This window comes from Malaciobacter halophilus (assembly GCF_002837275.1).
Lineage (GTDB): Bacteria > Campylobacterota > Campylobacteria > Campylobacterales > Arcobacteraceae > Malaciobacter > Malaciobacter halophilus.
Map to the genome: position 1 here is coordinate 46,563 of NZ_NXIF01000002.1, position 20,872 is coordinate 67,434.

Below are 20,872 nucleotides of genomic sequence, written 5' to 3' on the forward strand. Positions count from 1 at the left end.
TATTTAATAAGTTATTTAATCTCTTTTTGTGTATGATAATAATTAAAGTAGCTATTTTTTAGAGGTGAATTATGATAAATAATTATATTAAACTACTATTAAAAAGTACAAATGATTTAGTATATGAGTTTAATTCCTCTACAAAAACTTTAAAATGGCACAATAATATAAATAAATATTTCAATTTAAAAAATAGTAATGATTGCTTTGAAGAGTTTTATTCATTAATAACAGATGATTCTCAAAATGAATTTTTAGATAAAAAAAATAGCAATAAAGATTTTATAGAAATAGTTTTTTTTATAAAAGACAAAAATAAAAAAATAAGAACTTTTAGTGATTCTTCTTTTAAATTTATACATAACAAACAATCAATCTATATTGGTACATGTAAAGATATAACTGAAAATCTAAACTATAAACTTGATACAAAAAATATTACTAATATAATTGATTCAATAGATGATTTTATATTTTATAAAGATTTGAACTTTAGATATATAGAGTGTAATAAAGCATTTTGTAACTATGTTAATAGAAAAAAAGAGCAAATTATAGGTAAAAAAGACTCCGAAATATTTACTAAAGATACAGCAAATTTTGTAAATTGGTATGATAATGAACTTTTAAATAAAAAAGAGTCTATACTTTCTGAAAAGTGGATAACTGATGGTAATAATAATCAAAGATTCATACAAACTAAAAAAACTTTAGTAAAAGATAAACAAAATAAACCCTTTGCAATACTTGGTATTTCAAGGGATTTAACTTCAAAAAAACAGAAAGAAAAAGAGCTTGAAGAGAGTAAAAAAACATATATACGGCTTTTTGAAGCAAATAAAGTTCCTGTTTTATTTATAGATCCACAAACTTACTATATTATAGATGCAAATAAAGCAGCCTTAAAATTTTATGGATACACACTTGAAGAGATTAGAGCTGAAAAGATTTCTAATATTAACACATTGACTAAAGAAGAAGTTCATCATGAAATGCACTTAGCTAATGAAGAAAAAAGAGATAGTTTTATTTTTAAACATCGATTAAAATCTGGAATAATAAAAGATGTAGAAGTTTTTTCAGGACCTTTAAAATATAAAAATAGAAAAGTTTTATACTCATTAATACATGATATTACAAATAAAGTTAAAGTACAAAAAGCTTTAAGACAAGCAAATACAATATATCAAAATACAAAAGAAGGAATTTTTATAACCGATTTAGAAGGAAATATACTCTCTTCAAATAAAGCATTTACAAATATTACTGGCTATAAAAAAGAAGAAGTAATTGGTAAAAATCCTAGATTTTTAAAATCACATAAACACCCAAACTCTTTATATTCAAATCTTTGGGAGGAGATAAAATCTAAAGGCTTTTGGGAGGGTGAAATAATAAATAAAAATAAAGAAGGGAAAAACTATCCTCAGTGGCTTACAATAAATACAGTTTATGATTTAAAAAACAATCCAATTAATTATATAGCTGTTTTTAATGATTTTAGTAAAATAAAAGAGCAAGAACAACTATTAAGAGAAAAAGACCATATTATGTTTCAACAATCAAAAATGGCAAGTATGGGAGAGATGTTAAGAAATATTGCTCATCAATGGAGGCAACCTTTAAGTGTTATTAGTTCATCAGCATCTGGATTAAAACTAAAACAGGAGTTAAAACTTCTTGAACCTAAAGAGATACCAGAGTTTTGTGATGGAATTCTTAAATCTGCTAAATACTTATCTGAAACAATCGATGATTTTACAAACTTCTTTAAAAATCAAAATAAGAAAAAAGAGTTTTCAATAAAAGATGCAATTAATAAAGCTGTTCAATTATCTAGTGCTTCACTTAAAAATAATGAAATAGATATTATCACACACATAAATGATTGTAAATTATATGGTGTTGAAAATGAGTTTGTACAAGTAATGTTAAATATAATAAATAACTCAAAAGATGCTTTTCATGAAAAAAACATAGAGAATAAAAAAGTTATTATTTCAAATACTTTAGGTAAAGAGCTAACACATTTAAGTATAAAAGATAACGCAGGTGGCATTGCAAATAATATTATGGAAAAAATATTTGAGCCATACTTCACAACAAAAGATAAACTTCAAGGTACTGGAATTGGACTTTATATGTCACAAGAAATAATAAGAAGTCATTTAAAAGGAGAAATAAGAGTAGAAAATTATCAAGAGAATCAAGATAAAGGTGCTAATTTTACACTAGATATTCCTTATACAATATAATATTACTTTTTACATATACTCCTGTTTATTTAAGTTCAAAATAAAACTTGCAAATAATACTATCACATAAATACATTCTAAAGTGATTTACAGAAGTTACATTCTTGCACACTCTAAGCTAATATAAAACTGTAAACACCCCATGTTGGGGAGTAATAAATATTGTTCAATTTTAAATAATAGTTAAAATAGAATTAAAATAAGACAAATTTTGACTTTAATTAAAAAAGTGTTGTAAATTGCATTTTTATATGATACAATTTTTCAATCTAGGTAATATTTAAGGATGTATTATGAAACTTAAATGGATAGAAATAATAGAGTTTGCAAAAAATTTTAGAAGAGAGTTACATAAAAATCCTGAGCTAACTTGGGAAGAAATAGATACTGCTAAAGCCATAAGAGCAGCACTTAAAGCCCACTATACCCCCTATAAAGAGTTTGCCAATACAGGAACTGTTGTTACGCTTGCACCAAATGCAAAAGGTACTCATATCGCACTAAGAGGTGATATTGATGCTTTACAAATAGATGAACAAACAACAGTTCCTTATAAATCACAAAAACCAAATTGTATGCATGCCTGTGGCCATGATGGTCACACAGCTACTCTTTTAGCAACTGCTATTTGGTTAAAACAACATGAAAATAAACTTCCAGGTCCTGTTTCTTTAGTTTTTCAGCCTGCTGAAGAAGGTGGACATGGAGCAAAAAAAATGCTTGAAGAAGAAGCATTAAAAGGTGTTGAGTTCATCTATGGATGGCATAACTGGCCAGCAATAGAATTTGGAAAAGCAGTATGCCCCGATGGAGTAGTTATGGCAGGTAATGGGACTTTTCATATTGATATAAATGGACAAGGAGGACACTCTTCTCAGCCAGAAATATCAAAAGATCCTGTACTTGCTGCTAGTGCTATAACAATGGCACTACAACAAATAGTAAGTAGAAGAATAGCTCCTCAAAAAGCAGGAGTTGTTTCTGTTACTTCAATTGATGCAAGAAGTGGTTTAACAACAATACCTTCTCATGCAAAAATTGAAGGAAGTATTAGAATACCTGATTTAAAAACAAGAGATGAAGTAGCACAATCAATAAAGCAAATTGCACAAAATACTGCAAAAGCTTATAATGTGGAAGCTATTGTAGAGTTTAGAAATAGATATTCTCCTACAATAAATCATGAAAATGCAGCTTCTAAAATGAGAGAAAAATTAGAAGAAGTATTAGGTAAAGATTATAAAAGCGATATTGCCACTCCAATTATGGCATCTGAAGATTTTAGTTACTATTTACAAGAAATACCAGGTGCATTTGCATTAATAGGAAGCAATGATGGTCAAGAAAAACATGGTAAACCTTGTCATAATGCATATTATGATTTTAATGATGAGTTAATAGAACCTGTTTGCAAAGTTTTTACAAAACTTGTAAATCTTGAATGTGAATTTATATAAATAAGGAGTCTAAAATGGTAGCTAACAATACTGAAATTTTTGAAACATATGAATCTGAAATTAGAGCTTATTGTAGAGCGGTACCTACTGTATTTAAGGCTTCATCAAATGCAACAATGATTGATGAAAATAATAAAGAGTTTATAGATTTTTTTGGAGGTGCAGGAGTTTTAAACTTTGGTCACAATAATCCAAAAATGAAACAAGCACTAATAGAGTTTATACAAAGAGATGGTGTTGCTCACTCTCTTGATATGTTTACAGATGTAAAAAGAGATTTTATTGAAACATTTGCAAATACAATATTAAAACCAAGAGGATGGGAAGATAGAAAGCTTCAATTTACAGGACCTACAGGAACAAATGCTGTAGAGGCTGCATTAAAACTTGCTAGAAAAGTTACAGGAAGAACAGAAGTAGTAGCATTTAATAGAGGTTTTCATGGAATGACTTTAGCAGCATTAGCTTGCACAGCAAATAATGCTTTTAGAAGTAGTGCTGGAGTACCTTTAACACATGTAATTAGAGATACATTTAATGATATGGATGCTTTAGAAAATTTAAGACAAAAAATGTTTGATTTAGCATCAGGTATGCTTCCTCCTGCCGCATTTTTAGTTGAACCTGTACAAGCAGAAGGTGGTGTTAGAGTTGCTACTAAACAGTGGCTTCAAGGAGTACAACAACTTGCAAAAGACACAGGTGCACTTTTTATTTTAGATAGTATTCAGTGTGGTTGTGGAAGATGTGGAAGTTACTTTAGTTTTGATGATTTAGATGTTGACCCTGATATTATCATTCTTGCAAAAGGTTTAGGTGGATTTGGTACTCCTATTGGGATGTTAGTAAACAAACCAGAAATTGATAAACAATGGAATCCAGGACAACATACAGGTACATTTAGAGGACAAGGACTCTCATTTGTTGCAGGTAAAATAGGATTAGAGTATTTTAATGATGAAGAGTTTAATAATGAAACAATAAGAAAAGGAAATATAATAAGAGAAGTTTTAGATAATTTAAACTCAAAATACGAAAAAGTAGTTGATGTTAGACAAAAAGGTATGATGCTAGCAATTGAGTTTGATAGTGCAGATACTGTTAAAAAGATAACTACTAAAACATATGAAAATGGTTTAATTATAGGTGCTTGTTCTACGGGTGAGATTATTAAGTTTATTCCACCATTAACAATTACTGATGAAGAGTTAAATAAAGGATTAGAAAGATTTACTGCTTCTGTTGAAGCTGTTTTATCTTAAAAGGAGAAGATTATGGGATACAGCACAACACACTTTAAATCAATAAATCCATATACAGAAGAAGTTGTATATGAAATACCTATGCATACATTAGAACAAACAAGAGAGATTTTACAAAATGCTCAAGAAGCATTTTGTAATGAATGGATAAATACAACTTTTGAACAAAGAGCATCACTTTTAAATGCTGTTGCAAAACAAATGAAAGACAATCTTGACTATTATGCTTTACCAATGACAGAAGAGATGGGAAAACCTATAAATGAAGCAAGAGGAGAAGTAAATAAGGCAGCTTGGGCAGCAGAACATTATGCAAAATTTGCACAAGAGTATTTAAAAACTGAATATTTAGAATCAGATGCTACTGAAAGTTATGTTCAACACTTACCTTTAGGTGTAACATTAGGTATTTTACCTTGGAATGCTCCTTTTTGGTTAGCATTTAGATATTTAGCACCTGCACTTATGTCTGGAAATACTTGTGTTATGAAACATGATTCTCATACACCTTTATGTGCAGTAAGAATCATTGAGGCTTTCCAAAAGGCTGGTTTTCCAAAAAATGTTGTTCAAAATGTTGTTGTAGGACACTCTAATTTAGAATCAATGATAAGAAATCCTATTGTTAAAGGTGTCTCTTTAACAGGTTCTTCAAAAGCGGGTGCAGCTGTTGGAGCAATAGCAGGAAATGAAATTAAACCTGTAGTTTTAGAGTTAGGAGGAAGTGACCCAGCTATAATTTTAAAAGATACACAAGATTTAGAAAAAGCCGCAGATGTAGTAGTTCTATCAAGATATATAAATGCAGGTCAATCGTGTATAGCTGCTAAAAGAATTATTGTTGAAGAACCAATATATGAAGAATTCATCGCTCTTTTAAAACAGAGATTTGAAAAACTTAAACTTGGTGACCCAAAAGATGAAACAACAGTAATTGGTCCAATTGCAAGAAAAGAGTTAGTAGAACAAATGCATGAACAAGTTAATAAATCTATCGCGGCTGGAGCAAGATTAATTTTAGGAGGAGAGAAACATCAAGGGAAAGGATTTTTCTTCCCTGTTACTCTTCTTGCTGATGTTGAACCAGGTATGGTTGTATCTTGTCAAGAAACCTTTGGCCCAATTGCAGCAGTAATAAAAGCAAAAGATGAAGAAGAAGCAATAAAAATTGCAAATGATACAGAATATGGTTTAGGTGGCTCTATTTGGACAAAAGATATAGAAAAAGCAAAAAAACTTGCTGGAAAAATTATTACAGGACAAGTATCTATAAATGGTATAGTAAAATCAGATCCTAGACTTCCAAGTGGAGGAGTTAAAAAATCAGGACTTGGTAAAGAATTAGGGCCACATGGTATAAAAATGTTTGTAAACACACAACAAGTTTGGATAGGTCCAGCTAAAGGGTAGTTTACTTCTTCTAGTAAGGAGAGAAAAATGAAATTAGCTTTTCCTAAAGCAGAGTATGTAAAAAGAGTAAAAAAAGTACAAAGAGAGATGCGAAGAAAAGGCATTGATGTACTTATTGCAACTGACCCTGGAAATATGAATTGGCTAACTGGTTATGATGGTTGGTCTTTTTATGTACACCAAGGAGTAATTGTATCTTTAGATGAAGAAGAGCCTATTTGGTTTGGAAGACATATGGATAAAAGTGCAGCACTACTTAGATGTTATATGAAAGATGATAAATTAATTGCATATCCAGAAGAGTATGTTCAAAATCTTGATAAGCATCCAATGGAGTGGTTAGCAAAAAATATCTTTTTTGCTAGAGGATGGCATGATGCAACTATTGCTACAGAGATGGATAATTATTACTACTCTGCACAAGCACATTTAAGTTTAGTATCTAATCTTTGGAAAGCAAGATTCGTAGATAGCCAAAATCTAGTAAATTGGGCTAGATGTATTAAATCTGATAAAGAGATAGAGTATATGAAGATTGCAGGTAGAATAACTTCCAAAATTCATCAAAGAATACTTGATGTTGCAAGGGTTGGAATTCCTAAAAGTTTTGTTGTTGCACAAATTTATGAAACTGCAATTGAAGGAGTTGATGGATATAGTGGAGATTATCCTTCTATTGTCCCTTTACTTCCTTCAGGGAAAGAGGCATCTGCTTCACATATTACTTGGGATAATAAACCTTTTAAAGCAAATGAAGGTACATTTTTTGAGGTTTCAGGATGTTATAAAAGATACCACTGCCCAATGTCAAGAACTTTATACATGGGGAAACCTTCCCAAAGGTTTCTAAATGCAGAAAAAGCTCTTCTTGAGGCTATTGATGCAGGACTTGAACAAGCAAAACCTGGTAATAAGACAAGTGATATTGCAAAAGCACTTGATAAAGTAATGCTTAAATATGGCATTGATAGACATGGTGCAAGATGTGGTTATCCAATAGGAGTTAGTTATCCTCCTGATTGGGGAGAAAGAACTTTTAGTATAAGAGCTTCTGATGATACAATTTTAAAATCAGGAATGACCTTTCACTTTATGCCAGGCATTTGGCAAGATGATTGGGGAATTGAAATAACTGAAAGTATCTTAATAAATGACGATGGATGTGAATCACTTTGTGATTATCCAAGAAAACTATTTATTAAGTAAATTTCTATTTAAAAACCTCTTGCCAAGAGTAAATATTCTTAATTGCTCTTGGCTCTACTACAAAAGATAGTAAAGAAAGAATCAAAAATAAAGCAATAAAAAAAGCGATTATTTTAATTAGTTTATTCATTTATTACCTTTAATTATTTTTTATATTAAACAATAAAGATTCTTAGAATAAACACAAATTTATAAACTTACATTTTTTATATATTTAGTTTCATCTTTCTTTGGTATAATATGAGCTTTATTTTTTACAAAACCTATTTAAAATGGACTATTATTTATGAAAGATGCAATTAAAATTTATAACGCAAAAGAGAATAACTTAAAGAATATTAATTTAGAAATACCTAAAAATAAACTTATTGTTTTTACAGGGCTATCAGGTTCTGGAAAATCTACATTAGCATTTGATACACTTTATGCTGAAGGACAAAGAAGATATATAGAATCACTTTCTGCATATGCAAGACAATTTTTAGATAAAGTTGGAAAACCTGATGTGGAAAGAATTGAGGGATTAACACCAGCAATTGCAATTGACCAAAAAACTACATCTAAAAATCCTCGTTCAACAGTAGGAACTATTACAGAAGTTTATGATTATTTTAGACTTTTATATGCAAGAGTTGGAAAACAACACTGTCATAAATGTGGAAAACCAATATCACAAATGAGTTCTTCAGATGTAATTGAACAAGTTCTTTCACTTCCAGATGGAGCAAAAATTGTAATACTAGCACCACTAATTAATAGAAAAAAAGGAACTTTTGCAGACCTTTTAGAAGGGCTTCGAAATAAAGGCTATGTAAGAGCAATGATTGATGGTGTGATGGTTAGACTTGATGAAGAGATTGAACTTGAAAAAAATAAAATGCATACTATTAAAATAGTAATAGATAGAGTTGTAGTAAAAGAAGAGAACAGAGATAGAATCGCACAAGATGTGGAAAAAGGTTTAAAAGAGAGTTTTGGAGAGTTAGAAGTAGAAATTATTAATCACAAAGAGTTAGACTGTGATAAGCATGTGCACTATTCTGAGCATATGGCTTGTTTTGATTGTAAAATCTCTTTTGAACCATTAGAGCCTTTAAGTTTTTCATTTAACTCACCCAAAGGTGCTTGTTCTTCATGTGATGGTTTAGGAATTAGATATTCACTTGATATGAAAAAAATTATAAATGAAGACTTATGTCTAAAAGATGGTGCTATTAAGATTATTTATGGTTTCAATAAGGGTTACTACTTTAAAATGCTAACTGCTTTTTGTGAAGCAGCAAATATTGATATGAATAAAACTTTTAGAGAACTTGAAGAGCATGAAAAAAAAGCCATATTACATGGTGGAGTAGAAGAAGCTGTATTTACTTGGAAAAGACATAAATTAAGAAGAAAATGGGAAGGTATTGTAACAATTGCATATAACATGGTAAAAGATGAAAAAGACATGGCAGAATATATGACTGAAAAAACATGTGATTCATGTAATGGAAATAGATTAAAGCCCTCTTCTCAAAGTGTTTATGTAGCAAAAAAAACAATATCAGACATTATAAATCTTCCAATTGAAGATGCACATAAATTTTTTCAAGATGAAAAAAACTTTGATTATTTGAATGCACAAAATAAAATGATTTCAGCTCCTATTTTAAAAGAGATTAGAGAAAGAATCTTCTTCTTAAATGATGTAGGACTTGGATATATTACTTTAGGAAGAGATGCAAGGACAATCTCAGGAGGAGAAGCACAAAGAATTAGAGTTGCTAGTCAAATTGGTTCTGGACTTACAGGAGTTATGTATGTACTAGACGAACCTTCAATTGGTCTTCATGAAAGAGATACAAATAAACTAATAAAAACACTTAAAGCTTTACAAGAAAAAGGCAATACTGTAATTGTTGTAGAACATGACAAAGAAACAATTAAAGAAGCAGACTTTATAGTAGATATTGGACCTAATGCTGGAAAATATGGTGGAGAAATTGTTTTTGCAGGAACATTAAAACAGATGCTAAAGGCAAACACTTTAACAGCTCAATATGTGTCAGGTAAAAAACAAATAGCCTATTCTCACAATAGACCTCAAGAAAAATATATTGAAATAAAAAATGTAAATATCAATAATATTAAAAATTTAGATGTACAAATTCCACTTAAAAATCTTGTATCAATCACAGGAGTTAGTGGAAGTGGTAAATCATCACTTATTTTACAAACTTTATTACCAGTAGCAAAAGAGTTATTAAATCATGCAAAAAGAGTAAAAAAAGTTGATGGAGTTGAAATATCAGGACTAGAAAACTTAGATAAAGTAATCTATCTTGACCAAAGTCCTATTGGAAGAACACCAAGAAGTAATCCAGCAACTTATACTGGTCTAATGGATGAAATTAGAACACTATTTTCAAAAACAAAAGAGGCTAGTTTAAGAGGTTATAAAGTAGGAAGATTCTCTTTTAATGTAAAAGGAGGAAGATGTGAGAAATGTCAAGGTGAAGGTGAAATAAAAATTGAAATGCACTTCTTACCAGATATTATGGTTAAATGTGATGAATGTGATGGACAAAGATATAATAGACAAACTTTAGAAATTTTATACAAAGGTAAAAGTATTGCTGATGTATTAAATATGAGTGTTGATGAAGCTTTAGAGTTTTTTGCAAAAGTTCCAAAAATATATGCAAAATTAAAAACATTAAGTGATGTAGGATTAGGATATATTACTTTAGGACAAAATGCTGTTACTTTAAGTGGTGGAGAAGCACAAAGAATTAAATTAAGTAAAGAGTTAAGTAAAAAAGATACAGGAAATACATTATATATCTTAGATGAACCAACAACTGGTCTTCACTTTGCAGATGTAGATAGACTTACAAAAGTTTTACACCACTTAGTAGAAGTTGGAAACTCTGTACTTGTAATTGAACATAATCTTGATATTATCAAAAACTCTGACTGGGTTATAGATATTGGACCAGAAGGCGGAAATAAAGGTGGTAAAGTTGTTGCAGAGGGTACACCTGAAGAGTTAGCAAAAACTCATAAAAAAACAAACTCATATACAGGATATTATTTAAATAAAGAGTTAAATGAAAAATAATAGAGCAATTGATAACTTTATTAAAGCACTAGAAGAGCATGAGTTTATAAAAGCTCATGAACTTTTAGAAGATGATTGGAAAGCTTTTAAAAGACAAAAACAGACTACTGAAGCAAAAGCTTTACAAGGACTTATAAATGGTGCGACTGCTCTTGCTTTATATCATATAAAAAAAAGGCCATCAGGTTTTATAAAAGTTTGGCCTGTTTATATAAAATATAAACCTTTATTACAAAATGCCAAATTAAAAGATAAAAATAGATTTTATGATGCTTGTAATATTCTTGAAAAAAAAAGAGATGAACTTATCAAAGACCTTTAGTTTAACTTAAATTTTATACTTAATTTAAAAATAGTGCTTCATATAAGTTTATACTAAAAACAATCGCTATATAATTCTTCATAATTTATTGAAATAAAGGAAACACTATTATGTCACTAACCAAAAAGAGTATCTTCTCTAATATAGGTATTCAAATTATTATCGCGATGGTTTTAGGTACTATTGTAGGAATCATAATGAAACATGATGCTGCAATGTTTGCACCGCTAGGAACTATATTTATCCACTTGATTAAAATGCTTGTTATCCCGTTAATTGCAATCTCAATCATTAGTGGTGCTGCAAGTATTGGAGGAACAAAGTCTGCTGGAAAGATTGGAGCGTTAACTTTTGCATTCTTTTTAATTACTTCAGGATTTGCTGTATCTTTAGCTTTAGCAATGGGTGAATATTTTACTCCAGGTGTTGGTGTAGATTTAAGTAGCGTAGAAGGGATGTTCTCGGATAAATATGCAAGTAAAGGTGCTCTTCCAGGATTTTTCGAAACAATTACTGGAATTATACCAACAAATATTTTTCAATCACTAACAGATGCAAATATCTTGCAAATTCTTTTCTTCTGTCTTTTTTTAGGTATTGCTATATCTAAACTTGAAAAAGAAAAATCTCAACCTCTTTTAAATGGAATAAATGCTTTAGTTGATGCGTTTATTTGGATGATTCATGTAGTTATGAAATTTGCACCAATTGGTGTATTTGGATTAATGGCTGATGCTATTGGTACTTTTGGATTTGATGTATTACAACTTGTAACGAACTTAGTATTAGTATTTATTGCTGCAATACTTATTTTTGGTTTTATTTTCTTTCCTATATTAATTAAACTATTCTCAACTATGAGTGTTAGAAAATTTATTAGTGCAATGAAAAAACCACAAAGTGTTGCTTTATCAACAGCTTCTTCAATGGGAACACTTCCTGTTACTATGGAAGTTTGTGAAGAAGAGTTAAAGGTTTCTAAATCTACTTCTTCATTTGTTTTACCATTAGGAGCCACTATTAATATGAGTGGAAATGCAATCTATTATGGATTAGTAGCAATTTTCTTTGCACAAATCTTTAATGTACAATTAGGATTTGCAGAGTACGCAGCAATTGTATTAACTGCAACAATTGGTGCAATAGGACAAGCAGGGGTTCCAGGACCTTCATTTTTAGTTGTTGCAGTATTAATTGCTGCTGGAATTCCAATTGAAGGACTTCCTTTACTTTTTGCACTTGATAGAATATTTGATATGATTAGAACAGCATTAAATATTACAGGTGATGCAGCTTGTGCAGTAATTATTGATGAATATGCACAAAATCAACCTAGCAAATGCTAAATTTCTAAAAAGCTTCAGCAGCTTCTTGCTGTTGAACTTTTAGAAAATAAGCTTTAAGCCTCATCATCTCATCTGTAGGGTATTGACTTTCAAAATCACCCCTATTTACCTTAACATAAAAATCTTTTGAATTACTGTTATAACCAAAATCTAAATTTGTTAATTTATACTCTACAAAACTTGAAATATTAGCATCTGATACTTTTTTTGTCTCTTTTGTTTCTTCTAATTTAGTAAACTCTTCTTTTACTTTTGAAGACTCTTTGCCTTCGATTACTTGTGAAGTAGCATTCGAAGGTTGTACTTTTTGAATTTGAACAGATTGCTCGTTACTGTAAGATTCAAGTTTTGGGATCAAACCATACTCCATAACAACCTCCTTATCAAAAGTTATCACTTCAATTACCTATTTAATTATATAAAAAAAACTTAAGTTTTGTCAAATATTCTTAAAATAAAGTAAATTTCTGTTAATATACGTTGTATTTTTTTCAAAATAGTATATAATACAATGTTTACTATTTAATCTAAGGAGAAATTAATTGGAAGACAGTTCCCAGAGGTGCAATACAATTACAGGTGACAAAAAATGGAAATATTAATACTTCTGTTTTTTATTGTAATTGGTACATCATTTTTATGTTCAGTTTTAGAATCAGTAATTCTATCAACAACAGTCTCATATATTTCAGTAATAGAAGAGAAGAATCCTAGTGCTGGAAAATTACTAAAAAAATTAAAATCAGAAATAGACATTTCAATTGCTTCAATTTTAATTATCAACACAATTGCAAACACTTTAGGTGCAACTGCTATTGGGGTTCAAGCACAAAATGTTTTTAGTGGTGACAAAACACTAGTGATGATTATTTCTATTATATTGACGTTTATGATTCTGTTTTTTGCAGAGATTATTCCAAAAACAATTGGTGCAGTTTATTGGAAAGAGTTAGCATCTGTTGCTGCAAGAATAATCAATGTTTTTGTTTTTATTACTTATCCAATAATATTAATAACACAATTTGTAACAAAAAAGATTTCTAAAAATTCAGTAAATAACGACTCTTTTTCAAGAGAAGAGTTAATTCATTCTACACTTTTAAGTGAAGAAGAAGGTGTTATTGGTGATTTAGAGTCAGATATCATCGAAAATACATTAACTTTAAATGGAGTTAAAATTAAAGATATTTTAACTCCAAGATCAGTTATGTATGCAGTTCAAAAAAATACTGCAATAAAAGATATTTTAGATGATAAAAGAACATATAAGTTTTCAAGGGTTCCTGTATATGACGAATCAATTGATAATATAGTTGGTGTTGTATTAACAAAAAAACTTTTCAAACAAGCCATTAAAGATAAAAATGTGCCTATTGAAAATATAATGACACCAGTTTTTACTCTAAATGAGAATATTCCTGTTGCAAAAGCAATGAATAAATTTATTCAGAAAAAAGAGCATATGTTTATTGTTTTAGATAATTATGATCAAACTGAAGGATTAGTAACTTTAGAAGATTGTATTGAAACATTATTAGGGCTTGAAATCATGGATGAACTTGATACAACGGCGGATATGAGAAGACTTGCATTAAATAAAATGAAAGCTAAAAGAAAAGAGAGAGAAGGAAATTAGTAATCCTTCTCTTTAAATAAACTTATACTAACAATAAACTAATAAAACAAATACCTATCTTAAATTTTTAAAGTTATAATCAAAATAAAAAGGTATTACACAATCATGCTAAAAGAGTTTTTAAATCAATTTAAATCAACAATACTTGGTACAATAGATAAAAATAACTATCCTTTCAATAGTTATTCTGTATTTATAAAGCATAATAACAACTATTATGTATATTTAAGTGATATGGCAAAGCATGCACAAAATATAAAATCCAATTGTAAAGTATCAATGTTTTTTATAGAAGATGAAAACAAGTGTGAAAATATATTTGCTAGAAAAAGAGTAGTATTTCAAGCTCAAGCTTCAATAATAAAAAGAGATTCAAATAAATTTACTGAAATATTAAATGAGTTTGAGAAAATAGATAAAAAAACTGTTCAAATCACAAGAAATATGATAGATTTTAATCTATTTGAATTAAAAGTAATTTATGGTGAAGCTGTATTTGGTTTTGGAAAAGCTTATACTATTAGTGGAGAAAAGTTTGATAAATTAATACCAAAAGATAGTTCAGCAGGTCATAAACATATAACTAAATAATAGTTTTAACTTATATATAAGATACTATTATTTATAATAATTATTAATATCTTAATTATAAGGAAAAATTATGAAAAAACTACTTGCAGTTTCTGCACTTGGATTACTATTAGGAACTTCTGCTTTTGCAAACAATAGTGCAAAAGGTTTAAATGTATTAGTTACATCTGAAGATGCACAAACACAAATGATGTCTATGGTTTTATCTATGATGACTCTAAAACAAAATAAAAAAGTAAATATGGTACTTTGTTCAAAAGCAGGAGATTTAGCATTAAAAAATTCAAAAAGTGAAGTTTTAAAACCAATGGACAAGTCACCAAAAATGATGTTAAAAGCAATCATAAAAAAAGGTGCAAGTGTTAAAGTTTGTCCTTTATATTTACCAAATAAACAACTTAAAGAAAGTGACTTAATGTCTAAAATAACTGTTGCAAAACCAATGGAAGTTTCAAAAGATTTATTAAATACTGATTATAAAAATTTAAGTTATTAAAACTAGCCCTTTATGGGGCTAGTCTATCTATTTGCCAAGTTCCATCACTTTTTATCATATATTGAAATCTATCATGAAGTCTATGCTTTGCTCCTTGCCAAAACTCTATTTTTTCTGGTTTGACAATATATCCTCCCCAAAAAGAAGGAAAAGGAATTTCACCTTTTACAAATTTACTTTTTATTTCATTAAATTTTGCTTCTAAAACTGACCTTGAACTAACAACTTGACTTTGTTGTGAGACCCAAGCTCCTATTTGGCTACCCTTAGGTCTTGATAAAAAATATTTTAATGATTTAGATGAAGATATTTTTTCTGCTTTCCCTTCTATTTTAACTTGCCTTTCTAAACCAAGCCATGCAAAATGTAAAGCTACTTTTGAATTCTCTTGAATATTTTTAGCTTTTACACTCTCATAGTTTGAGAAAAAAACAAAACCACTCTCATCAAAAAATTTCAATAATACAGTTCTAATTGAAGGCATCATATCATTACCAACTGTTGCTAAACTCATAGCATTTGGCTCAATTAAATCTGCTTTCATTGCTTGTTCAAACCAAGTTTCAAACTGCTTTATTGGATTATCATCTAAGTCTTTTCTTCTTAATCCATTATTTACGTACTCTTCTCTCATAGAACTTAAGTCCATAAGTTTCTCCTAAAGTAATTTTTTTATATCATCTTCAATATTTTCAGGTGTTGTAGAAGGAGAAAATCTATCTATAACTTTTCCATTTTTATCAACTAAAAATTTTGTAAAATTCCATTTTATTGCTTCTGTTCCAAGCAATCCAGAAGCTTCATTTTTCAAATATTTATAAAGAGGATGAGCTTCATCTCCATTTACATCAATTTTAGAAAACATTGGAAAACTAACATTATATGTTAGGCTACAAAACTCTTTTATCTCTTCATTTGTTCCTGGTTCTTGATTCATAAACTGATTACAAGGAAAACCTAAAACAACAAAATCTTTTGTTTTGTATTTATCATAAAGTTTTTCTAATCCTTCATACTGAGAAGTAAATCCACACTTACTTGCTACATTTACTATTAATAAAACTTTATTCTTATAGTCACTTAAACTAACTTTTTTCCCATCTATTGTTTCAACTTCAAAATCATATATACTTTTCATATTAGCTCCTATTAGTGAAGATATAAATAAAATAGTAAGTATTAATATTCTCATATTTGCCCCTCTAAACTTTTTTTTGTTACTTCATGTCTAAATTCAAACATTTGCTCTAAATCTTTTTCTATAACACTATGAAGTAAAGAACCTAAAAAACCAAAAGGCAACTCATATCTTACCACATCTTTTAGTAAAACCTTATGACCATCTTGTTTAAATATATGATAATGTTCCCAAAATTTAAAAGGAGATTTCAATGCCTCATCTACAAACATATGAGGATAATCCATTTTTTTTATTTTTACAACCCATGTAAAAGGTATAAAGTTTTTTACAGTCTTTATTTTTAAAATTGTACCCTCTTTTGGATTATCACACTTTGTTAAAAGTTCTGCTTTTATATTTTTAGGAGTTATTTTAATAAGATTATTTGTATCAAGATGAAATTTAAATAACTCTTCTAAAGTTGTATCTATATAAGTTTGTTTTGTAAAAGTTTTCATAAATACTCCTTTATTTTTATTATAACTATAAAAGAAGTATTTATATATAGTTTTTTTGTTAATTAGTTATCTTATCAAATTTTTTAAGTAAATTTTGCATTTGTAATTCATAAGCTAAAGTATAAGCACTATTTCCTAAAACATCTACTTGATTTATATTTGCTCCATTTTTTATTAAGTAATCTACACAATGTGCTTTATTATATAATACTGCATAAATTAATGCAGTTGCATTTATTTCATCTAAATAGTTTATATCAATATTTAAATTTTTTAAGCACTTTAACATCTTTACATCATCATTATAAACTGCAAAATGTACAGCATAAAGAGTAGGAGTTACATATAAATCAATTCCTTTTGAAATTAATAGTTTCACTGCATCAAAATTTTTATATTTTATAGCCCAATAAAGTGCATTTCTTCCTTTTTTATCTCTTATATTTATATCGTCATTTAAAGAGATAATTGATTCAATATTTTCATTATATATTATTGCTTCAAAAAGTACGCACCAACCTTGCTTATCTTGATAGTTAATATCTAATCCGCTAAATAGTAATTTTTTTAGTGAAAAACTTCTATTAACTAAGTTATCATCAATGAAAATATTTGTACTCATGGTTTGCCTTTTTTGTTAAGTTGTAAAAATTGTATCAAATCAAAACTTAAACTATATTGATAATCGTTATTAATATTATATATTTTATAATTTTATTTACTACTTTTTTTTACTATAATTGCATATAAGGAGTATAATTGAAAGAGTTATCACAAAGAGAGTTTTGCTATAAATGTAATAGACCTAAAAGTTCTTGCATGTGCAAATATATAAATAGTTTTCAAACAAATATAAAATTTGTAATACTAATGCACCCTAAAGAGTATAGAAAAACAAAAAACACTACTGGGAAATTAACAAATTTACAACTAATAAATTCTGAAATTCATATAGGGATTGATTTTACATATAATAACAAAATAAATAGCTATATTAATAATTATGAATGTTTTATTTTATATCCATCTCAAAATAGTATATGCTTAAATACAACATCAATAAAAAGTAATAAAAAACAACTTATTTTTATAATAGATTCTACTTGGTCATGCTCTAAAGCTATGTTAAAAAAGAGCAAAAACTTACAAAGACTTCCTAAAATTAGTTTTAAAAGTACAAAAGAGTCTAAATATAGTTTTAAAACTCAACCTCAAAAGTACTGCCTTTCAACTATTGAATCCACAAAAGAGGTACTTAGTTTACTAAATAAACATAAAATTGAAAATATCGCTCAAGAAAAACTTGATAGCTTTTTGCTACCCTTTGAAGAGTTAGTAAAATATCAAGTAAATTGTAGTTTAAAAGGAGATTTAAGAGCTAAGAATTACTCTTAAATCTACTTAAATATGCATTAATCTCTTCTTTCATAGTATTTTTATAACCATTTAGTGAAGTATAAATGAAAAACATCGATTGCGCCATAAAAAAATAAAAGGCATTAGTATATCCAATATAAACAAATAAAACATCAGCTAAGAAAAATAATATAAAAGCGTAAGACCTTCTAATATGACTTCTACTTGATAATAAGAAGTTACCAATTATAGCCATAGATGAAGCTAATGTATCTAAAGGTAAAACTTCAAAGTCAATTGATGATATTGATTTAAAATATAAACTTATGCCAAGAATAAAGAAATATACCAAAGAGATTAAAACTAATATTTTTAAATCTCTTGTAGGATTATTTGATTTTTTTACAACTCCTAAAAATGCACCAGCATAAAAAAAAGTTAATTGTATAATCATAGGAACTTTACCAGCAAATAAAAAGAATGCAAATAGTGATAAGTTTGATGCAAGAAAACTAATAAAAGCTAAATATAAAGGTCTTTGATTGTGTTTAGTGCTAAGTGACATTAAATATGCCCCTAAAATTGAAAAAATTGCACCAAAAGCCTCAAGTAATAACATAAAATCTCCAAATTTTTTGCGTATTATAATAGCTTTATATAAAAAAAGAATAAATTCTTATTTTTATTACTTAAAGGTTACAAACTTGTTATATATTTTTGTTCGAGTTTTTTATTTAAATTATTTATATTCTTAATTAGAAGTCTATGCTCAGGTTTTAATATTTTAGAGATAAATCTTGTCTCTTTATTTGTAAAACCTTCAGGGTCTTTATCTTCAATAGTAATTTTATTTTTACTGTAAGCTACTCTTTTAAGTTTGTAGTTTGTTAATCTAATATAATAAACTACTTCAAATTTTTTTTGATTTATCTTTTCTATTGTGACAATTACTTTATTATCTTTAACTTCTCCTTCATAAGGAACTATTTGTTTAAAATCTTTTAAAGTCATAAATCCAATATAAAGCTTCGTAAAAATATCAAAATATAAAGCTAATTTTTTTGATTTAAAAAAACTTAAATCAACAGCATGAGTCTTATGAGCTCTACTTTTTTCTAAAATCCACTCTAAAGTCTGAAAATAAGAGAATTTTTTATATCTTACATTTATAGCTTCTATGAATTTTTTATCAGTATATCGAATTAACTTCTCTTTGCTTTGCTTTTTTAAAATAAGTTGTTTTAAAATTTCATTGTCATTAAACTCTTTTGTTATCCAAATAGTACAATAATCAGGAAATCTACTAAGACCAACTGAACCTTGAGTTAATACTATTAGTGCTTTTATTTCAAAACTTGGGAAAAGCAGTTTTAATAAAGCAGATTTTTTAAAAAGTCTTTTATTTAATCCAGAAGTTTTTTTAGATTTACTCATCTCTACAAAATAAATACAATCCTTAGTAAAAAAAAGTGCATCAAATTCACTTATATCTTTATAAACAGATTTATAGACTATTTGAGCACCTTTATCTATAAGAAGTCCATTTTTTTTAAAAATATTATTTTTATTTTGATGTGGACCTTTTAAAATAAATCGTTTTATTTCATCATTTGATTGTGCATATCTTAATAGATGTTCGTAAATAATATTTTCAAATACTTCACCTTTAAAGCTATGGTAAGTAGGACTTTGTTCTGAGTCTTCTTTTAAAACACCATCTTTTGAAAACAAATCTTTTAAATTCTTATTATCATATCTATAATGAAATAGATTCGATTTGATGTTTGTTAAGTCTAAGTTTTTTATCTCTTCTGTGATTTTAAATTCTTGCAAAATTCTAATTTAGTATCAAAAAGATACTCTCTTCCCTCATATTAATTTGAATGATTATACCTAAAGGGAAATTTATTGTAAAGAAAATAGTAGTAAACAGTAGTTAAAAGAGGATAAAAATCCTCTTTTTTAACACTTTTTTTAAAATGCTTCTATTATAGAACCTTCATATTTTGTTCTAATATAGTTTTTTATCTCTTCTGAATTAATTGCTTTATCCAAAGCTTTAATATATGGTTTTTCTTCATTTCCTGCTTTTACAGTAATAATATTTGCATATGGAGAATCTTTTGATTCAATTGCTAAAGCATCTTTTAATGGATTAAGATTTGACAGTAGTGCATAGTTTGTATTAATAACTGCTGCTGTAACTTCATCTAAAACTCTTGGTAATTGAGGAGCATCTAACTCTTCAATTTTAAGATTTTTAGGATTATCTAAAATATCTTTTGCTGTTTTTAATTCTACATCTTTAAATGTTAATAAACCTTCTCTTTGTAAAATATCTAAAGCTCTACTTTCATTTGTTGGGTCATTTGGTACAGCAATAGTATCCCCTTCTTTAATCTCTTTTAATGATTTAATTTTATTTGAATAAACACCCATTGGCTCTAAATGTACATTTACAGTTTTAACTAAATGAGTATTTTTATTTTTGTTAAACTCATTCATATATGGTAAATGTTGGAAAAAGTTAGCGTCTAATTCACCCTCTTCTACTGCAATATTTGGAGTAACATAATCAGTAAACTCAACAATTTCTAATGTATAACCATCTTTTGCTAAGATTTTTTTTACTTCTTGTAAGATTTCAGCATGTGGAATTGGAGTAGCTCCAACTTTTATAACTTTCTTCTCTTGAACTTTTTGTTCTTGCTTCTCATTACTATCTGAACAAGCACCTAAAAATAGCGCAACTAATGCAACTAATGCAACTTTAAAAAAATTATTCATTTGTTTC

Annotated in this window: 21 protein-coding genes; 12 read left to right on the forward strand and 9 right to left on the reverse strand. The window is 27.9% G+C overall.

Going from position 1 to position 20,872, the window contains the following annotated elements; translation table 11 throughout:
* Positions 1-71 precede the first annotated feature (71 nt).
* From CP960_RS00265 to CP960_RS00285, 5 genes are all read left to right on the forward strand, one after another.
* Positions 72-2,255 (forward strand): PAS domain-containing sensor histidine kinase, encoded by a 2,184-nt coding sequence (locus CP960_RS00265; protein ID WP_101183175.1) that lies wholly within the window; start codon positions 72-74, stop codon positions 2,253-2,255.
* Between the two features lie 293 nt (positions 2,256-2,548).
* On the forward strand, positions 2,549-3,712 hold the full coding sequence (gene doeB2 / locus CP960_RS00270; RefSeq protein ID WP_101183176.1) for a N(2)-acetyl-L-2,4-diaminobutanoate deacetylase DoeB2: 1,164 nt from the start codon (positions 2,549-2,551) through the stop codon (positions 3,710-3,712).
* 14 nt (positions 3,713-3,726) lie between these two features.
* On the forward strand, positions 3,727-4,974 hold the full coding sequence (locus tag CP960_RS00275; protein ID WP_101183177.1) for a diaminobutyrate--2-oxoglutarate transaminase: 1,248 nt from the start codon (positions 3,727-3,729) through the stop codon (positions 4,972-4,974).
* A gap of 12 nt (positions 4,975-4,986) precedes the next feature.
* Positions 4,987-6,384 (forward strand): NAD-dependent succinate-semialdehyde dehydrogenase, encoded by a 1,398-nt coding sequence (locus CP960_RS00280; protein ID WP_101183178.1) that lies wholly within the window; start codon positions 4,987-4,989, stop codon positions 6,382-6,384.
* 27 nt (positions 6,385-6,411) lie between these two features.
* The gene (locus tag CP960_RS00285; RefSeq protein ID WP_101183179.1) at positions 6,412-7,590 is read left to right on the forward strand and encodes a M24 family metallopeptidase; all 1,179 of its coding nucleotides are present in this window, start codon (positions 6,412-6,414) and stop codon (positions 7,588-7,590) included.
* Positions 7,591-7,594: 4 nt separating this feature from the next.
* Here CP960_RS00285 and CP960_RS14030 read toward each other — a convergent pair whose 3' ends face one another.
* Positions 7,595-7,720 (reverse strand): hypothetical protein, encoded by a 126-nt coding sequence (locus CP960_RS14030; protein ID WP_265734441.1) that lies wholly within the window; start codon positions 7,718-7,720, stop codon positions 7,595-7,597.
* A gap of 156 nt (positions 7,721-7,876) precedes the next feature.
* Here CP960_RS14030 and uvrA point away from each other — a divergent pair, with 156 nt between their 5' ends.
* The 3 genes from uvrA (at position 7,877) to CP960_RS00300 (ending at position 12,361) form a co-directional block, all read left to right on the forward strand.
* Positions 7,877-10,693: an excinuclease ABC subunit UvrA gene (gene uvrA / locus CP960_RS00290; protein ID WP_101183180.1), complete on the forward strand. Its 2,817-nt coding sequence runs from the start codon at positions 7,877-7,879 to the stop codon at positions 10,691-10,693.
* Positions 10,683-11,015, forward strand: coding sequence for a DUF309 domain-containing protein (locus CP960_RS00295; protein ID WP_101183181.1), 333 nt, complete (start codon positions 10,683-10,685; stop codon positions 11,013-11,015). The genes uvrA and CP960_RS00295 overlap by 11 nt, the downstream gene beginning before the upstream one ends.
* 110 nt (positions 11,016-11,125) lie before the next feature.
* Positions 11,126-12,361, forward strand: coding sequence for a dicarboxylate/amino acid:cation symporter (locus tag CP960_RS00300; protein ID WP_101183182.1), 1,236 nt, complete (start codon positions 11,126-11,128; stop codon positions 12,359-12,361).
* A gap of 4 nt (positions 12,362-12,365) precedes the next feature.
* Here the strand turns inward: CP960_RS00300 and CP960_RS00305 are convergent, their stop codons facing one another.
* Positions 12,366-12,731, reverse strand: coding sequence for a hypothetical protein (locus tag CP960_RS00305; protein WP_101183183.1), 366 nt, complete (start codon positions 12,729-12,731; stop codon positions 12,366-12,368).
* Positions 12,732-12,950: 219 nt separating this feature from the next.
* Here CP960_RS00305 and CP960_RS00310 point away from each other — a divergent pair, with 219 nt between their 5' ends.
* The 3 genes from CP960_RS00310 to CP960_RS00320 all read left to right on the forward strand — a co-directional run bounded on the left by CP960_RS00310 (position 12,951) and on the right by CP960_RS00320 (position 15,084).
* A complete protein-coding gene (locus CP960_RS00310; RefSeq protein ID WP_101183184.1) occupies positions 12,951-13,997 on the forward strand; it encodes a CNNM domain-containing protein in 1,047 nt (348 codons plus the stop codon).
* Between the two features lie 105 nt (positions 13,998-14,102).
* Positions 14,103-14,588, forward strand: a complete 486-nt coding sequence (locus CP960_RS00315) for a HugZ family pyridoxamine 5'-phosphate oxidase (protein ID WP_101183185.1) — start codon at positions 14,103-14,105, stop codon at positions 14,586-14,588.
* 70 nt (positions 14,589-14,658) lie between these two features.
* Entirely contained in the window at positions 14,659-15,084 is a 426-nt protein-coding gene (locus CP960_RS00320; RefSeq protein WP_101183186.1) for a hypothetical protein, read from the forward strand.
* A 10-nt stretch (positions 15,085-15,094) separates the two neighbouring features.
* Here the strand turns inward: CP960_RS00320 and pdxH are convergent, their stop codons facing one another.
* Genes pdxH through CP960_RS00340 form a run of 4 tightly spaced genes read right to left on the reverse strand, consistent with a single transcriptional unit; the run spans position 15,095 to position 17,344 of the window.
* Positions 15,095-15,733, reverse strand: coding sequence for a pyridoxamine 5'-phosphate oxidase (gene pdxH / locus CP960_RS00325; RefSeq protein WP_101183187.1), 639 nt, complete (start codon positions 15,731-15,733; stop codon positions 15,095-15,097).
* A 9-nt stretch (positions 15,734-15,742) separates the two neighbouring features.
* Positions 15,743-16,276, reverse strand: a complete 534-nt coding sequence (locus tag CP960_RS00330; RefSeq protein ID WP_165777357.1) for a glutathione peroxidase — start codon at positions 16,274-16,276, stop codon at positions 15,743-15,745.
* A complete protein-coding gene (locus CP960_RS00335; RefSeq protein ID WP_101183188.1) occupies positions 16,273-16,722 on the reverse strand; it encodes an SRPBCC family protein in 450 nt (149 codons plus the stop codon). Before CP960_RS00335 ends, CP960_RS00330 begins: the two co-directional genes overlap by 4 nt.
* A gap of 58 nt (positions 16,723-16,780) precedes the next feature.
* Positions 16,781-17,344, reverse strand: a complete 564-nt coding sequence (locus CP960_RS00340) for an ankyrin repeat domain-containing protein (protein ID WP_101183189.1) — start codon at positions 17,342-17,344, stop codon at positions 16,781-16,783.
* Between the two features lie 137 nt (positions 17,345-17,481).
* Between CP960_RS00340 and CP960_RS00345 the strand changes: the two genes are divergently transcribed.
* The gene (locus CP960_RS00345) at positions 17,482-18,117 is read left to right on the forward strand and encodes a tRNA-uridine aminocarboxypropyltransferase (RefSeq protein ID WP_101183190.1); all 636 of its coding nucleotides are present in this window, start codon (positions 17,482-17,484) and stop codon (positions 18,115-18,117) included.
* On the opposite strand, the gene CP960_RS00350 is transcribed toward CP960_RS00345, so the two are convergent.
* From CP960_RS00350 to CP960_RS00360, 3 genes are all read right to left on the reverse strand, one after another.
* On the reverse strand, positions 18,101-18,697 hold the full coding sequence (locus CP960_RS00350) for a hypothetical protein (RefSeq protein WP_101183191.1): 597 nt from the start codon (positions 18,695-18,697) through the stop codon (positions 18,101-18,103). The genes CP960_RS00345 and CP960_RS00350 overlap by 17 nt on opposite strands.
* Before the next feature lie 77 nt (positions 18,698-18,774).
* On the reverse strand, positions 18,775-19,911 hold the full coding sequence (locus CP960_RS00355) for a hypothetical protein (RefSeq protein ID WP_101183192.1): 1,137 nt from the start codon (positions 19,909-19,911) through the stop codon (positions 18,775-18,777).
* Between the two features lie 141 nt (positions 19,912-20,052).
* A complete protein-coding gene (locus CP960_RS00360) occupies positions 20,053-20,865 on the reverse strand; it encodes a MetQ/NlpA family ABC transporter substrate-binding protein (RefSeq protein ID WP_101183193.1) in 813 nt (270 codons plus the stop codon).
* Positions 20,866-20,872 lie beyond the last annotated feature (7 nt).

Coding starts and splice junctions, on each gene's coding strand:
- CP960_RS00300 (WP_101183182.1), top strand. CDS start 11,126: ATGTCACTAACCAAAAAGAGTATCTTCTCTAATATAGGTATTCAAATT.
- pdxH (WP_101183187.1), bottom strand. CDS start 15,733: ATGGACTTAAGTTCTATGAGAGAAGAGTACGTAAATAATGGATTAAGA.
- uvrA (WP_101183180.1), top strand. CDS start 7,877: ATGAAAGATGCAATTAAAATTTATAACGCAAAAGAGAATAACTTAAAG.
- CP960_RS00340 (WP_101183189.1), bottom strand. CDS start 17,344: ATGAGTACAAATATTTTCATTGATGATAACTTAGTTAATAGAAGTTTT.
- CP960_RS00360 (WP_101183193.1), bottom strand. CDS start 20,865: ATGAATAATTTTTTTAAAGTTGCATTAGTTGCATTAGTTGCGCTATTT.
- CP960_RS00335 (WP_101183188.1), bottom strand. CDS start 16,722: ATGAAAACTTTTACAAAACAAACTTATATAGATACAACTTTAGAAGAG.
- CP960_RS00275 (WP_101183177.1), top strand. CDS start 3,727: ATGGTAGCTAACAATACTGAAATTTTTGAAACATATGAATCTGAAATT.
- CP960_RS00305 (WP_101183183.1), bottom strand. CDS start 12,731: ATGGAGTATGGTTTGATCCCAAAACTTGAATCTTACAGTAACGAGCAA.
- CP960_RS00265 (WP_101183175.1), top strand. CDS start 72: ATGATAAATAATTATATTAAACTACTATTAAAAAGTACAAATGATTTA.
- CP960_RS14030 (WP_265734441.1), bottom strand. CDS start 7,720: ATGAATAAACTAATTAAAATAATCGCTTTTTTTATTGCTTTATTTTTG.
- CP960_RS00315 (WP_101183185.1), top strand. CDS start 14,103: ATGCTAAAAGAGTTTTTAAATCAATTTAAATCAACAATACTTGGTACA.
- CP960_RS00330 (WP_165777357.1), bottom strand. CDS start 16,276: ATGAGAATATTAATACTTACTATTTTATTTATATCTTCACTAATAGGA.
- CP960_RS00295 (WP_101183181.1), top strand. CDS start 10,683: ATGAAAAATAATAGAGCAATTGATAACTTTATTAAAGCACTAGAAGAG.
- CP960_RS00310 (WP_101183184.1), top strand. CDS start 12,951: ATGGAAATATTAATACTTCTGTTTTTTATTGTAATTGGTACATCATTT.
- CP960_RS00280 (WP_101183178.1), top strand. CDS start 4,987: ATGGGATACAGCACAACACACTTTAAATCAATAAATCCATATACAGAA.
- CP960_RS00285 (WP_101183179.1), top strand. CDS start 6,412: ATGAAATTAGCTTTTCCTAAAGCAGAGTATGTAAAAAGAGTAAAAAAA.
- CP960_RS00350 (WP_101183191.1), bottom strand. CDS start 18,697: ATGTTATTACTTGAGGCTTTTGGTGCAATTTTTTCAATTTTAGGGGCA.
- doeB2 (WP_101183176.1), top strand. CDS start 2,549: ATGAAACTTAAATGGATAGAAATAATAGAGTTTGCAAAAAATTTTAGA.
- CP960_RS00320 (WP_101183186.1), top strand. CDS start 14,659: ATGAAAAAACTACTTGCAGTTTCTGCACTTGGATTACTATTAGGAACT.